The sequence below is a fragment of the Rossellomorea pakistanensis genome, assembly GCF_016908495.1.
Classification (GTDB): Bacteria; Bacillota; Bacilli; order Bacillales; family Bacillaceae_B; genus Rossellomorea; species Rossellomorea pakistanensis.
Genome location: NZ_JAFBDZ010000002.1, coordinates 897740 through 912148, shown reverse-complemented (window position 1 = coordinate 912148; position 14409 = coordinate 897740). Strand labels below are relative to the sequence as shown.

13 protein-coding genes are annotated in these 14409 nt (G+C 39.4%); all 13 read right to left on the bottom strand.

Features of this window, described 5'->3' with window-relative positions; translation table 11 throughout:
* Nucleotides 1–13: 13 nt before the first annotated feature.
* The 13 genes from JOC86_RS25015 to JOC86_RS12070 all read right to left on the bottom strand — a co-directional run bounded on the left by JOC86_RS25015 (nucleotide 14) and on the right by JOC86_RS12070 (nucleotide 14382).
* Nucleotides 14–745, bottom strand: a complete 732-nt coding sequence (locus JOC86_RS25015; protein ID WP_205172891.1) for a GntR family transcriptional regulator — start codon at nucleotides 743–745, stop codon at nucleotides 14–16.
* A 127-nt stretch (nucleotides 746–872) separates the two neighbouring features.
* A complete protein-coding gene (nagA, locus tag JOC86_RS12125) occupies nucleotides 873–2075 on the bottom strand; it encodes an N-acetylglucosamine-6-phosphate deacetylase (RefSeq protein WP_205172888.1) in 1203 nt (400 codons plus the stop codon).
* 10 nt (nucleotides 2076–2085) lie between these two features.
* Nucleotides 2086–3591, bottom strand: coding sequence for a sulfatase family protein (locus JOC86_RS12120; RefSeq protein ID WP_205173512.1), 1506 nt, complete (start codon nucleotides 3589–3591; stop codon nucleotides 2086–2088).
* A gap of 28 nt (nucleotides 3592–3619) precedes the next feature.
* Nucleotides 3620–4306 carry a YesL family protein gene (locus tag JOC86_RS12115; protein WP_205172878.1) on the bottom strand — a complete coding sequence of 229 codons (687 nt, stop codon included), beginning with the start codon at nucleotides 4304–4306 and terminating at the stop codon, nucleotides 3620–3622.
* A gap of 135 nt (nucleotides 4307–4441) precedes the next feature.
* Nucleotides 4442–6070: an extracellular solute-binding protein gene (locus JOC86_RS12110; RefSeq protein ID WP_205172876.1), complete on the bottom strand. Its 1629-nt coding sequence runs from the start codon at nucleotides 6068–6070 to the stop codon at nucleotides 4442–4444.
* Between the two features lie 16 nt (nucleotides 6071–6086).
* Nucleotides 6087–6968 (bottom strand): carbohydrate ABC transporter permease, encoded by an 882-nt coding sequence (locus JOC86_RS12105; RefSeq protein WP_205172873.1) that lies wholly within the window; start codon nucleotides 6966–6968, stop codon nucleotides 6087–6089.
* A gap of 13 nt (nucleotides 6969–6981) precedes the next feature.
* Entirely contained in the window at nucleotides 6982–7884 is a 903-nt protein-coding gene (locus tag JOC86_RS12100) for an ABC transporter permease (RefSeq protein ID WP_205173511.1), read from the bottom strand.
* 112 nt (nucleotides 7885–7996) lie between these two features.
* A complete protein-coding gene (locus JOC86_RS12095; protein ID WP_205172871.1) occupies nucleotides 7997–9148 on the bottom strand; it encodes a Gfo/Idh/MocA family protein in 1152 nt (383 codons plus the stop codon).
* 258 nt (nucleotides 9149–9406) lie between these two features.
* The gene (locus tag JOC86_RS12090; protein ID WP_205172869.1) at nucleotides 9407–10432 is read right to left on the bottom strand and encodes a substrate-binding domain-containing protein; all 1026 of its coding nucleotides are present in this window, start codon (nucleotides 10430–10432) and stop codon (nucleotides 9407–9409) included.
* 315 nt (nucleotides 10433–10747) lie between these two features.
* Nucleotides 10748–11704 carry a formylglycine-generating enzyme family protein gene (locus tag JOC86_RS12085; RefSeq protein ID WP_205172867.1) on the bottom strand — a complete coding sequence of 319 codons (957 nt, stop codon included), beginning with the start codon at nucleotides 11702–11704 and terminating at the stop codon, nucleotides 10748–10750.
* Nucleotides 11705–11815: 111 nt separating this feature from the next.
* Nucleotides 11816–12598, bottom strand: coding sequence for a TSUP family transporter (locus JOC86_RS12080; RefSeq protein WP_205172865.1), 783 nt, complete (start codon nucleotides 12596–12598; stop codon nucleotides 11816–11818).
* Nucleotides 12599–12691: 93 nt separating this feature from the next.
* Nucleotides 12692–13333 carry a response regulator gene (locus tag JOC86_RS12075; RefSeq protein ID WP_205172863.1) on the bottom strand — a complete coding sequence of 214 codons (642 nt, stop codon included), beginning with the start codon at nucleotides 13331–13333 and terminating at the stop codon, nucleotides 12692–12694.
* The gene (locus JOC86_RS12070) at nucleotides 13330–14382 is read right to left on the bottom strand and encodes a sensor histidine kinase (RefSeq protein ID WP_239587537.1); all 1053 of its coding nucleotides are present in this window, start codon (nucleotides 14380–14382) and stop codon (nucleotides 13330–13332) included. The genes JOC86_RS12075 and JOC86_RS12070 overlap by 4 nt, the downstream gene beginning before the upstream one ends.
* Between the last annotated feature and the right edge of the window lie 27 nt (nucleotides 14383–14409).

Here is a 14409-nt window from a genome sequence, read left to right as displayed (position 1 = left end):
TGAGCATTCGTTTTTAGGTTAATTCTGTGTAAAAACGACAGCGATCTCCTCTAACAATCGAGCGGCAAAACTCTACAGGCAATCCACTATCATTATATGCCGTACGTTCTAATAATAGTGCTGGAAGACCTTCCTCCGTTTGTAAATGTTTACTTTCATCAGCGCGAATTAAAACGGGTTCAAAAGCTTCTCGTGCGCGAGTTACGACAACATTGAATTGCTGTTCTAGTAAATCATAAAGCGAAATTTGTCCAACCATTTTTAATGGCTCGATATCAGGAACAATACTTTTAGGCATATAAGATGATTCAAGGATGTATGGCTCATCATTTGCACAGCGCAGGCGCTCCATGACGATTACATTTTCATCATCCTTTAGCTGAAGGCCATTCTTGACTTTCGTCGATGGTTTGACCTCACTAATGTTAAGTATAATGTCCTTTGGATTCATTCCTTTTTCTTTCAGAACCTTACTAAAGCTGTAAAAGCCCATAAGGGATTGCTGAAGCTTAGGCTTTGCTACAAAGGTCCCTTTTCCTTGAATTCGATAAAGGGCTCCATCTTGAACTAGCTCCTCAATTGCTTTTTTTGCTGTATTTCGACTGACATTATATTGATCCATTAGTTGATTCTCGGACGGAATTTTATCTCCGGATGTCCATTTACCACTTTTGATTGATTCCTTCAGTCGCTCTTTCAACTGGTGGTATAAGGGGATTACACTATCGTGCTGCAAAGGCTTCATACGTTTTTTCTTTCCTCCACATCTTCATTCTCATTTTCACAAGGCTCTATGTTGTATTTATTTAAATCGATTGAAAATTTAATTAAATTATATCTATCTATAGTTGTTGTGTCAATCCATCAAGTTTCTAAACTGGTTTGAGGAATTTATGACTGGATGACCAGGCCATTTCACCTCTGCAAACAGTTAATTGGACATCTCCTTTTTCGTTCAGTAAGATGAGGTCGGCATCCTTTCCAACAGTAAGTGAGCCTTTGCGATCATAGATTCCTAGTTTTTTGGCCGGAGTTGAAGAGGTCATCCTCATGAGCTCCTGAATCCCAAGATCTAGCCATTCCTCCATGTTTCTCCTTCCTTCATGGAGCTTTAATACACTTCCAGCCAATGAATTTTGTGCAGTAAGCCATGCTCTTCCATCCGTTACTTCTACCTCCTGACCACCAAGATCGTAGGTACCGTTTTTCAAGCATTTCGCTCGGATTGAATCGGTTATAAGAACCATATTTTCCGGTCCTTTTAGTCGATAAATCAGCTTCATCAACGCAGGATTGACATGAATACCATCTGCAATGATTTCAATTGTCATTTCATCTAATAAAAGTGCAGCACCAGCAGCACCTGGTTCACGATGATGTAAACCACGCATACCATTAAATAGGTGAGTAGCCTGACTTAATCCTGCCCCTACCGCTTTTTTCACTTCATTGTATGTGGCATCTGTATGCCCCATTGATGCTATCACTCCAGTTTCCTTTAAATAGCGAATCAAAGTATGCTTCGGATCTAGCTCGGGTGCCAGCGTAACTAAACGAATATGTTGATGGGCAAGGTTTTGCCACTTTTTAAAAAGCTCAATATTTGGAGGAATTATGTCCTTTTCAGGCTGAGCTCCTTTTTGCTTGGGATGAATGAATGGTCCTTCGAGGTGAATACCTAGCACTTCAGCTTGCCCTTTATGGCAATGGTTCTCCATGTACTCCGTAACATTCTCAATTGCCTTTTCAATCTTATCGATTGGATTCGTCATGGTTGTAGCTAGAAATGCTGTCGTCCCTTCTTGGGGAAGCAAATGCGTCATCTTATCTAATGACTCTATTGAAGCGTCCATTACATCACTACCTCCGATCCCATGGATATGAATATCAATCATACCTGGGAGCAGCCATCCTTTATTTTCACAGTTTATGACTTGGTGGAAGTCCTTTAGAGTCGGGCAGCTTTGCATTCTTCCTATTTCTTTGATTTTATCTTCTTGTATACCAATATACCCATCTTCCATTATCCCATTCTCTAAAACAATTCGCGCATTAGTGAAGATAGTCGATTTCATGGCTTCCTCCTTATGCGTGTGTGATTCGCGGCATTGGCATTGGCTCTTTGTGCAATTCAGCCCATGCATATTTTAACAGCAGCTCTTTTTGAAGGGGTAGGTAGTCTGGGTTATCCCAAAGATTATTCACCTCTCCAGGATCCTCTAGTAAATCAAAGAGCTCTCCATATGTTTGATTATAATAAACTGTTAGCTTATAACGGTCATCTACATACGTTTTTTGATGGATGGTTGTTGGTTCATGACGGAATTCACAAAGAACATGCTCCCTTTTTCTTTCTACTTGATTCAACCATACCTCCATTTGGTTTTCTCCTGTCATCGAACAAGGAATGTCGATATTAGCAAACGATAGGAAAGTTGGAGCTAAGTCCACTAGGGATTGGAGAGCATCACTTTGACGATTGGCTGGAATATGTCCTGGGTAACGAACAATAAAAGGGAGTTTAATTAAATCCTCATAATGAAATCCACCTTTATACTGCAGGCCATGCTGTCCAAAAAAGTGACCGTGATCTGTTGTAAACACAACAATCGTATTGTCCGCGATATCAAGTTCTTCTAATTTATCGAGAATCTGACCGATATACTTATCCATAAAGCTAATCATTCCATAATAATTTGCGACGAGTTTTTTTCTATCTTCATCCGGTATCAGGTGAGAATGGTATCCATGTATTCCCTCACCTGTTTCTCGTAGAGCAGAGAAATCAGGGCTTTTTTCTTGCGTCATTTTAAAGTGTGGTGGATTATTCTCATGTTCACCCTCTACCATTTCAGGTATTGTTAATTTTTCTGGGTCATACATCGACGCCCACGGTTCAGGGACAAGGTAAGGAGGGTGTGGATCTGGAAAGCTAGCCCAAAGGAAAAAGCTCTCATCTTCTTCTTGATACTGTTGAAGTAACTCATTGGTTTTCTCGGTAATAAACGCGTTATAGTGATACTTTTCTGGGAGATCCCATTTGTATTTGATCGTTTTATCCATCGTTCCTGCAGGTGGTAAATAGTACGGTTTCCAATCAAATTCTTTTTCTTCCATCCATGCTACGTAATGTTGTCCAACCCAATATTCATTCGTATGGTTTCGAAGCAGCTCAATTTTTTCAAATCCGTAGAAGGTTTCCTGATAGTTCTTCCAAAATTCAATATCCTGTAGGAGTGGTAAAGCCTCTAAGGAAGGATATTCTTCTGTCGATTTTGTTGGCTGAAAATGAGCTTTTCCTACTAAAGCGGTTCGATAACCATTTTCGATAAAATCTTCCCCTACGGTATGAACATTTTCCATCAGCTTTGTTCCAAGTGTCCACGCCCCATGCTGACTCGGATAACTACCTGTAATGATGGAGGCACGGGTCGGTGTACAGGTTGGATTTGGACAATAGGCACGGGTAAACGTCGTCCCTTCCTTCACCAGCCGATCAAGATTCGGCGTAGAGATTTCATCATTATAAGCCCCAATGGTATCAAAGTGCTGCTGGTCACTTGTAATGAGTAAAATATTCGGCTTCTTCATTTCGATGATCCTTTCTAAAAAAATTTTATCATTCATTCATCATGTTTTTAGAAGGTATAGCAGTATTACTAAATCCTTCAACATTTTTTCTATTTGCGGTTAGATGATCCTGCATCCTACTAAACACCTTTAAAGTCATCCACATGAATAATAAAGCGAACATACTGACACAGAAAAATGGAATCAATCCAGGGATCCACATAAACAGCATATATAAGACAATTCCTCCGATTAACATAGCCATTGTATGGAAAGGAAACGATATTCCTACTAAAAGAGACATGGTAAAATACTGAGTCCATTTCTTTAAACGGAAGTGGACATAGACTGGAAAAAAATAGATTACGAGGATGATAAATAGAATACTTAGGGTGCATAGGCCAACTAAAAGGGAGATATGGAATAGACCTTCTGTAAATTTAATGAGAGAAAAATTGAGATAGAGTAAGAAACTAATAGAAAATAAAGCAAAGCCGTACGCGTTTGCTTTCCAGAATTCTTTACGGAATGTACGCCAATAAATTTTCATCAACGAACGATTCCCCTCATTACCCATCAGCCATTTACGAATAACCGTATAAAGTCCGACAGTAGCTGGCAGGATTCCCAAAATGAATAGTCCACAAAGGGAAAAGACAAACCAAAGGATCTGAAAAAGGGCGATTTTCATTATTATTTCCGAAAAGCGGTAAAACCTTTCCATTAGCACATTCATGATGGTTTCTCCTTTCAAGCAGATAATAAGAGAATCTTCCTACAGTTGTCCAAATGGGGTCTGGAATCACAAATGTCCATTTAGTATTTGGAATTCCAGACACCTTAGAATTGGGACAACTGTAAGAGTTCGTCCTTACTTCTGTTCTTTATATCTCTCGTATGCCGCTTGATAAATTTTCAAATAATCTTTCAAGCCCATTTTCTCTAAAGTTTCCACATATTGATCCCATTCAGAGAAAGACTTGTCTCCGGTAATAAATGCTGCTGTGGATTCTTCCACAAATGTGTCAATATCTGTAGACATCGTCGAGATTTGATCTTGTTCTTCAATGGTAAAGTTAAAAGCAGGCCATATTTTATCCTGGCTAAGGGTATGCGGCAATGCTTTTTCAGAATTGGCTGTCTGTGCATCTTTTGCTTCGGCACCTTGGAAATACTTCTTTTGAACGAATCCTGGATAGTATCCACCCGGCCATGTTAAATATTTACTAATCGCTTGGTCTAGGTTTAATCCATCAGGGTTATTCGTGATTTCTTCCGTGTATACAAACTCTCCATCTTTCTCCTCAAAAGTTACGCCTTCAAAGCCCATAAAGAACATTTTCGACCCTTCGTCCCCATAAAAATGATCCATCCATCTTAAAGTAGCAGCAGGATTTTCGTTTTTATCCGTCATCACGAACATACCGATATTTCCTAAACGTGATCCGACTCCAGTGAGCAATTGCTTTCCATCCTCGCCGGCTAATACAGGAATTCCAACGTAACCATCGAGTCCAAGCAGTGTTTTAGGATCGATAGAGCTAAGCACCCCATAATTTCCGCTTCCAGCAGCTGCATTAAATTCATGTGGTTCCGTTGTAAAGATGTCTTGGTTGATTAGTCCATCCTTGTATAACTTATTTAAATATTGCAATAATTCTTTATAGTCGTCTGAAGTCGGTTCGAACCTTACTTCATCTGTTTCGATATCAAGGTCAATATGCTTGTTCGATGTTCCTCGGGAGTTAATTCCAAAAGCTCCGCCTAGTTCATTGATTAATGGATCGATTCCATATCCTCCCCCCCAAGGAATTTCATCCGCTTTTCCGTTCCCGTTTGGATCCTGTTCTTTAAATGCTTTCAAGACGTTATAAAATTCATCTAATGTTTTAGGTTCTTCTAAACCTAATTTATCTAACCATTCACTTTTAATCCACGAAGTTCCCGTTGAAAGCCCAATAAATTCTGGGTCATAAAAAGCTGGAAGTGAATAAATATTTCCATCTGCCATTGTGATTCCTTGTTCAATGACAGGATACTTTTCCATAAGCTTCTTTAAGTTCGGAGCGTATTCATCAATGAGATCATTCAGCGGAAGAAACACTCCTTGCTTCCCATATTTCGCAATATCAGATCGACTAAATGCGGCTGCGAAAATCATATCAGGGTAGTCTCCACTTGCCAACATGAGGTTACGTTTTTCTTCTAAGCTTTGAATTTGAACGGTTTCCCAATTCACATCAATGTTTGTCATTTCCTCGTATTTATTCCATAGCATAAGGTCGTCCCAATCCTGTGAAGCAAAAAACTTTGCCCCAAATGCATCAATTTCAACTTTCTCCTTAACGATTGGCATTCCTGTTTTATTCACATTATCGAGGTTTTTCTCTACCTTCTTAGATGTCTCTTCATCAGAGCACCCACTTAACAATAATGATGAAAATAATGCCCCAGCAACAATACCTGCTAAATACTTTCTCCCATACTTTTTACCAAACATTCGAATTCCCCCTTCGTTATCCTTTAATAGAGCCAATCATAAAACCTTTCACAAAAAACCTTTGTAAAAATGGGTATAAAATCAACATTGGAATCGTTGAAATGATTAAGACTGCATATTTCAACCCTTCTACGGCTAACTGTTGCTTTGCAAAGCTTTCACTGGTAGCTTGAATCATATCGTCTGTTTGACTCTGAATGAGAATTTCTCTCAAAATTAGTTGAAGCGGGAATTTCTCTCGATCTTGGAGATAAATTAAAGCTTGAAAATAGGAATTCCAGTGTCCTACTGCGTAAAATAGCACCATTACTGCGATAACCGGCATGGACAATGGCAGGACAATTTTTAGCAATATTCGAATATTTCCACATCCGTCAATCATAGCGGACTCGCGAAGCTCATCTGGAATCGTCGTTTGGAAAAATGTTCGCATAATGATGATATTCCAAACAGCTACGGCATTAGGAATTACCATTACCCAAAACGTATCAAGCATTTGAAGATCTTTAATCAGTAAATACGTTGGAATTAATCCTCCACTAAAAAAGATCGTAAAGACGAATACTCCCATGATTAGGTTCCGCCCATAAAAGTCTTTTCTCGAAAGTGGATAGGCGGCCATAATCGTCAACACAACGTTTATAGCTGTTCCAAAGGTCGTATATTTAATCGTATTAATAAAGCCATTTATAACATCTTCATTATTAAACACCTTAATATAAGCATCTAAATTGAATCCTTTAGGGATCAACCACATGTCCCCTCTGAGCACTTGAGCTGGATTGCTGACAGAGGCACTTAGAACAAACACTAATGGGTAAATTACGAGCAGTGCGACAATCACTAGTAAAAAATAGTTAAAAAAACTAAACACTTTATCTGACTTTGTATCCTGCAATCTTAATCACCACCTACCAAAGACTTGTTTCATTCACTTTCTTGGCAAAACGGTTCACCATGACAAGTAAGATGAAGTTAATGACGGAGTTAAACAAACCAACCGCAGCAGAAAAACTATATTGAGCATCTAATATCCCGCTTCGATAAACGAAGGTTGAAATCACATCTGAAGTGGACATATTCAGCGTATTCTGCATTAGAAATACTTTTTCAAAGCCAACGGACATAACATTTCCGGCATTTAAGATAAATAAAATCACAATGGTCGGCATGATTGCCGGAATGTTAATATGCCATATCCTCTGAAGCCTTGAAGCACCATCAATCATGGCAGCTTCGTGCTGGGAATGATCGACAGCGGTCAATGCCGCAAGATAAATAATCGAACTCCATCCCATCGTTTGCCAAACATCAGACATCACATATAGCGATTTAAACCAAGCAGGCTCCGTCATAAAGCTAATCGGCGTTCCTCCAAGTAAGGTAATCAGCTGATTCACTAATCCATCAGGCTTCAGAAACAAGATCATCATTCCGACTACAACAACAGTAGATAAAAAGTGGGGAGCATAAATGACCGTTTGAACGAACTTTTTAAACTTTGAATTTCTTACTTCATTAAGCATAAGTGCAACAATTATCGGGATCGGAAACGCAACAGCTAATGTATAAAGACCAATTCCTAACGTATTTTTGATAAGTCTCCAAAAATAATAACTATCGAAGAAGCGGTCAAAGTGTTTTAAGCCTACCCACTCACTCCCCCAAATTCCTTGTGTAGCAATAAAATCCTTGAAAGCGATTTGAACCCCATACATCGGGACGTAGTGGAAGATAATAAAGTAAGCAATAACAGGGGTGATTAATAAATAAAGATCCCAGTTTTTACGGAATGATTTCTTCAGCTTGGTCATTTTTGACACAGAAGTATTTATACTTGATTCTGCAACGCTAGCTGGTTGTATACTAGGTGTATTTTGAACAATTTTACTCAAACTCTCTCCCCCCTTCTCCTAGCAATTCTAACTAGACATAGGTCATACTTGGACCCGGACTGACGTCGATTACCTTCCCGCCTGAGCGAATCGATTCTGTTGCCGCACATCCAACTGCGACACTCATTCTTCCGGCAAACGGTGTTGTAAGCGGCTGTTTATTATTTAACACTAATTCAACAAAATCATTTGTAATCTTTGGATCTGCTCCGCCATGACTTCCCTTTTCCTGCTTCATATCGTAGGTTACATCACTGTGTTCATGCCAGGAATTTGATTTTCTAGTACGAACGTATACTTTACCTTCTTGATCATTGTTTTCCACTCTTCCCTTTGTGCCAATAAACGTATAATTACGTTGGTAATCTGGAGTGAAATGGCATTGTAAGTAGGATGCTTTAATTCCGCCTTCTAGTTCCATGATCACCATATTATTATCCTCTACATCAATCTCTTCACGGAACGCGCATTGTGTCAGTGTATGTAGGCTCGCCTCTGGACAAGTATCCTTAATATCACAAGTTGGACATGTTAAGGTATTAGGCTGTGATCCGCCAAAATAATCGAGACCTCCGAATGCAGAAACCTTTTTCGTATACTTTCCAGTAATCCAATGGATGACATCTAAATCATGTGAACCCTTTTGCAATAATAATGATGTCGTATTCTTAGAGTTTCCATGCCAATCGTGATAATAGAAGTAACCGCCAAAGCCTACAAAATGTCGAACCCAAACTGCTTTTAAATCTCCAATCACGCCTGAGTCAATGATTCCCTTCATCGTTTGGTACATACTCATATAGCGCATATTGAAACCAACCATTAGGTGCTTTCCTGTCTTTTTTGCCGTCTCCATGATTCGGTCACAGCCTTCTACTGTAATCGCCAATGGTTTTTCACAGTAGACATGCTTTCCTGCTTGAAGGCTTGCCATCGCATGTTCTTCGTGTAAATGGTCAGGTGACAAAACAGCAATGGCATCAATGTCCTTTCGCGCTAACAGTTCTTGATAATCGGTTGTAATATAAGCGTCTTCATTGATTTTCTTTTGAAACTCTTTAAGTCTTTCCATTGAAACATCTGCTGCACCGACAACCACTGATTTCCCATCAGGATCATGCCAGTATTTCGCGATCCCACTACGAAGTCCAGCTCCAATGATTCCGATTCTGACTTTTTCCATTGTATTTCACTCCTATTCATAAAAATGGTAACTCTAGAAAAGAATTCGGTTCCATCACCTTCAGAAAACTAGGCAAATCACTCCCTATGATAATCGGAAAAAAGTTTCCTTATTTTATCCAAACGTTTTCCAATGTCGAATGATAAAATAATCTGATGACATCAAACCAAACAGATTACAAGATTTGGTTTAGTTTTCCAAAGGACCATCCAAACGTTTTCCGCTATTTAATAAAAAATTTTATCTTACCTTTTTGGTTTAGGTAGACTCTCTTACGATGAGTTTATAAGGCACAATCGTTTTGATAGGAAGCGTAATTTTCTCTTCCACTTGATCGATCATCACTTTCGCTGCCATCTCTCCAATTTCATATTTAGGAATATCAATGGTTGTAAGTGGCGGAGATGAATATTGTGACATTTCAATATTATCTACTCCAATAAAGGCAATATCCTCTGGGATTCGCATGCCATTCTCTACAACAGCTCTCATCGCAGCAATCGAAAGCATATCACTTGCACAAACCATTGCTGTTGGTAAGCTATGTCGGCTTTCTTTTAGAAGTCTATTCATGCTGTTATAGCTTTCCTTAAGCGCCCACTCTGTATTGAAAACCCATTGTAAACGTATCTCTAGTTTGGCTTCTTCCATTGCATGTCGGTAGCCCGTATATCTTTTTTCGTCATGCAAACTTCCACCAATGCCGCCACCGATAAAGCCAATCTCTTTATGTCCTAACTGGATCAAATGGTTTACTGCTGTACGAACAGCCCCTTCACGATCAAAATCGATAACGGTCATATCCTTATCTGTATAATTGAAATCCACCCCTACTACCGGCAGGAATTTCATGATGTATTGCAAAATGCTATCATCGATGTTATCAATTAAAATGAGGCCCTCAATATCAGATTCATGGATCGCCTTGTGAAGGGATGCCTCATTTTGGAGCTCTTCCTTATAAATATTTACTAACGTATAATCTGCTTGCACTAATCCTTCGCTTATCCCTGCATATACACTTGAAAAATACGGATAAAATTCTGCTAGCTTCGGGTCTGCTACCCACCCAATTTTCATCGTTCTTCTTTTTTTCTTTTGATGATTATTGGTAACTAAGTTTCTTGCATTCTGATTAGGGACATACCCTAACTCTTTCACCGCATCCCAAATTTTCCTTTTTGTTTCTGAATTTACATTTCGAGTTGGATCATTTTGAATCACTCTTGATACAGTAGATATCGATACACCAACATGTTCTGCAATGTCTTTTAATCTCGTCACTCGTCAAACTCCCCTAATCTATTAAAGTAAACGCTTACTTCCTAGAATAACAAAAATCATTATCTGTCTGCTTTACTTTTTGAATATTCCATTATTTTAAGGTAAACGAAGGGTGAGTTTTGGCTCCGCTCAATTAATGGGTTGTAGGTACAAGTTAATCTAAAAAAATATCTCCTCCCCTTTTAATGAATGAATTCCGAAAAAATGTTACAGAAAGTTTTAATTATTTAAAATATACACTCACCCGTGATAACCTGTCAACCCATCAAGTTAAATTATATTGGCATGATGAACGAAGTCGCCGAAGGTTAAAAATCATGCATCTGCAGCACAGCGAAAGCCCATATTTCCAGTGGAGCTGTCTATGGTGTTGGAGGATCGGGCAGCAACCCGATAACGATTACAATATGATTTATGACAGAGATAGGATCCACCTTTGATCACTTTTGCCTTACCACTTGAAGGGCCATTCGGATTCATATAATGATCTTTACTAGCATGGGTTGGACTAAACCAATCACTACACCATTCCCATACGTTTCCGGAAACATTATAGAGTCCGAAACCATTCGGTGCGAAAGCATTTACGGGGGCTGTTCCTACGTATCCATCAGTTTCTTTATTACGTACAGGAAATTCGCCCTGCCAGATATTACATTGATATTTTCCTTTATAGGTTAATTTATTTCCCCATGGATAGGTTTTCTGATGGAGACCTCCTCGTGCCGCATATTCCCATTCAGCTTCAGTTGGAAGTCGTTTTCCCGCCCACTGACAATAAGCAACAGCGTCATTCCATGAAATATGAATAACAGGATGATCTAATCTAGTTTCAATTGTAGAGCCTTCCCCTTCAGGACATTTCCAATTAGCTCCTTCAACCGCATACCACCAAGGTGTTTGTGGAAGCTGCTTGGACACTTTCTTCTTTTCTTCAGGAACAAACAAATAGAAGACAAATGACCAACGGTATCGCTCGGCTTCCGTTACATAGTGAGTCTCCTTTATAAACTCGGCAAATTGTTCATTCGTTACAGCATAGGCATCGATATAAAAAGAGTCTATTTTCACATGACGAACAGGTCCTTCTCCGTCATTTGGAAAACCGATTTGATCGTCGGTCCCCATCAGAAATTCTCCACTAGGAAGTAGAATCATATTATCTTTTTGAGTAATAGATTTAGAGACTACGTCCTTTAAGCCAACTGCTTTATCAGTACCTGAATGATTATTTCTACTCACCGAACAGCAATTTACCTTCTTATCTCCCATTTCAATCTCCCCCCTTTCCCATCATTCTCTTTAATTTAAGATTAACTTTTTTGAAGAAAAAATCCAATGCCTTTTTTTGAATTTTCCCATTTCGACAGGTTGTCACTGGATTCAAAACGCTAATATGTCTATCCAAATCTTTATGGCAGTCGCGAATATTAATACAGCCAAAATGACTTGCAGTACTTTTGTATTCACTTTTTTACCCGCATTCGCCCCTAAGGGTGAGGCTATTAAACTCGCAATCACCATAACCATAGCTGGCAAATAATCCACTTGCCCTGTCGATACCTTTCCAATTGTGGAGCCTATTGATGAGACAAAGGTAATCGCTAACGAGGTGGCAATCGTCATTCTTGTTGGAATTTTCAACACCACCAGCATGATGGGAACTAATAAGAAGGCACCAGCTGCCCCTACAATTCCCGCTCCGCCCCCAACGATTAAAGCAAGGGATGCTGCAAGCCATTTATTGAAACGAACCTGATTTAGTGGAATATCATCAATTCCCCTCTTAGGAATAAACATCATCACTGCCGCAATCGACGCTAGGATTCCATACGTTAAATTTATCCCAGCTTCCGACATTAGTTTAGAACCATACCCTCCAATAAAACTACCTATCAAAATACTTCCACCCATATAGCCAATTAATGTTTTGTTTAAGTACCCACCTTTCCTGTATGCCCATACCCCACCAATGGTAGCGAAAAACACTTGAACAGCACTGATTCCAGAAACTTCATGGGCACTAAATGTCGCTACTCCAACTAATGGCGGGAAATAAAGAAGCATTGGATATTTAATAATCGATCCGCCAATTCCCAGCATCCCGGAAATATATGAACCGATAAACCCGATTAAAAAAACGGTCATGATAAATCCAATATCCACTATGTTTCCCCCTTAAATAAGCTGTCCCGAACATGCCCGAAACCACATGATTTGTCCAGAGGCTGTGGTTTCTGACATAACATAGAGACAGCCTTATGCCTTAATATCAAGATAATGATTGTTGATCCCATACTGAATCATCTCTGATTTACATTTCAAATTAAGCTTACTCATGATATTCGCTTTATGGTTTTCAACGGTTTTAGGGCTAATAATGAGACGTTCAGAAATTTGCTTATTTGAGTAGCCAAGGATCGTTAAACGGACAATCTCCTTCTCTCGAATCGATAAAATCGAACGTTCCTTTTCCCGTTGTTGAAAAAGCTTTTCGACTTGCTTGTCTGGGATCCCTACTTTATAGTAGCGCCGTCCTTGATGAACGGTTTGAATCGCTTCAAACAATTCACCGCCTTGACTTTTTTTCAAGATATAACCGCATACGTTGAGCTGAATAGCTTTCTGAATATAGACTTCCTCATCATGCATGGATAATAAGACAACCCGTATATCTTTATAAAAGCTCAATATTTCCTCAGCAGCTGTAAAGCCGTCAAGGCCATTTGGCATTGAAATGTCCATTAAAATCACATCAGGACGTTTACTAGACGCCATGACGATTGCTTCATCCCCACCATCTGCTTCGCCGACAATTTCGATTTCCGGGTAGGATTCTAGCAACAAAACAATTCCACGACGAATCAATACATGGTCATCCACCACTAAAACACGGATCAAAGAAACCCCTCCCCTTTAGGAATGGAGGCTACAATTTTTGTCCCTTTTCCAAGAGTTGATTCGATGACAAACGAGCCCTCTAATTGATCGAGTCGCTCCTCCATATGTTGAAGACCTAGTCCTCGTTCATCGATTCGCTTCGTCTCAAAGCCTTGCCCATCATCCATCACAAGCAATTCAATTTTATACCGATATTCCATTAATTGAATGGCAACATGCTTCGCCTCCGCGTATTTAGAAATATTGTGCATCGCTTCCTGGATGACGCGGTAGAGATTAATTTCAACGGCTGCTGGTAACCGATTCTCAATATTAGAGAGAAAGTCGATGGTCAAAGACGGATTACTTTTTTCAATCGTTATAATCAGCCCTTGAACAGCAGCGATGAGTCCTAATCTATCCAGACTTTGAGGACGAAGCTGATAGGAATAGGCTTTAATGTCATTCATCACATGATCCAGCTCGTTACGGACTTCATCAATATAACTTTGCAGCCTCTCATCCTTAACATAGGATTCAATTGCTTGTAGGGCGACAGAAATCGTGTACAGCGACTGACCGACACCGTCATGCAATTCCTGTGCAAGACGTTTGTGTTCCGTTTCCTTCGCTTCTATTAATCTTTGAATCATTAACTTTGAAACACGCGCCTCTTCTTTTTTCCTTTTTACCGTCTGATCCCTTAACACTAAAAGGTATTCCTTTTGATTGGATTCATCATCCTCATACATGAGAGCAGTGCTCATCTCCACATTGATTTTCTTTCCATGATAAGTCGGCATGTCCGAGAGGAAATAGGGAACTTCCTCTCTGGCAATCAAATAGCATTTATTCTCCCCTTCTGCAAGCGTCCGTCTTTCACAGAAAGAGCAGTATGGAACACTATCGTGCAATAACCAACCCGTCATTTGCTTTGCAGCTGGATTCATTAATAAGATCTCACGCTCATGATTCATAATGATAATCCCATCCTGGATACTCTCAAAAATGGTTTGCAAATATTTATTTTCGAGATTAAAAGGTTTCATGTTGATGATCGCTCCATCCATTTCATGTTTTCTCCATTTTACTTTTTT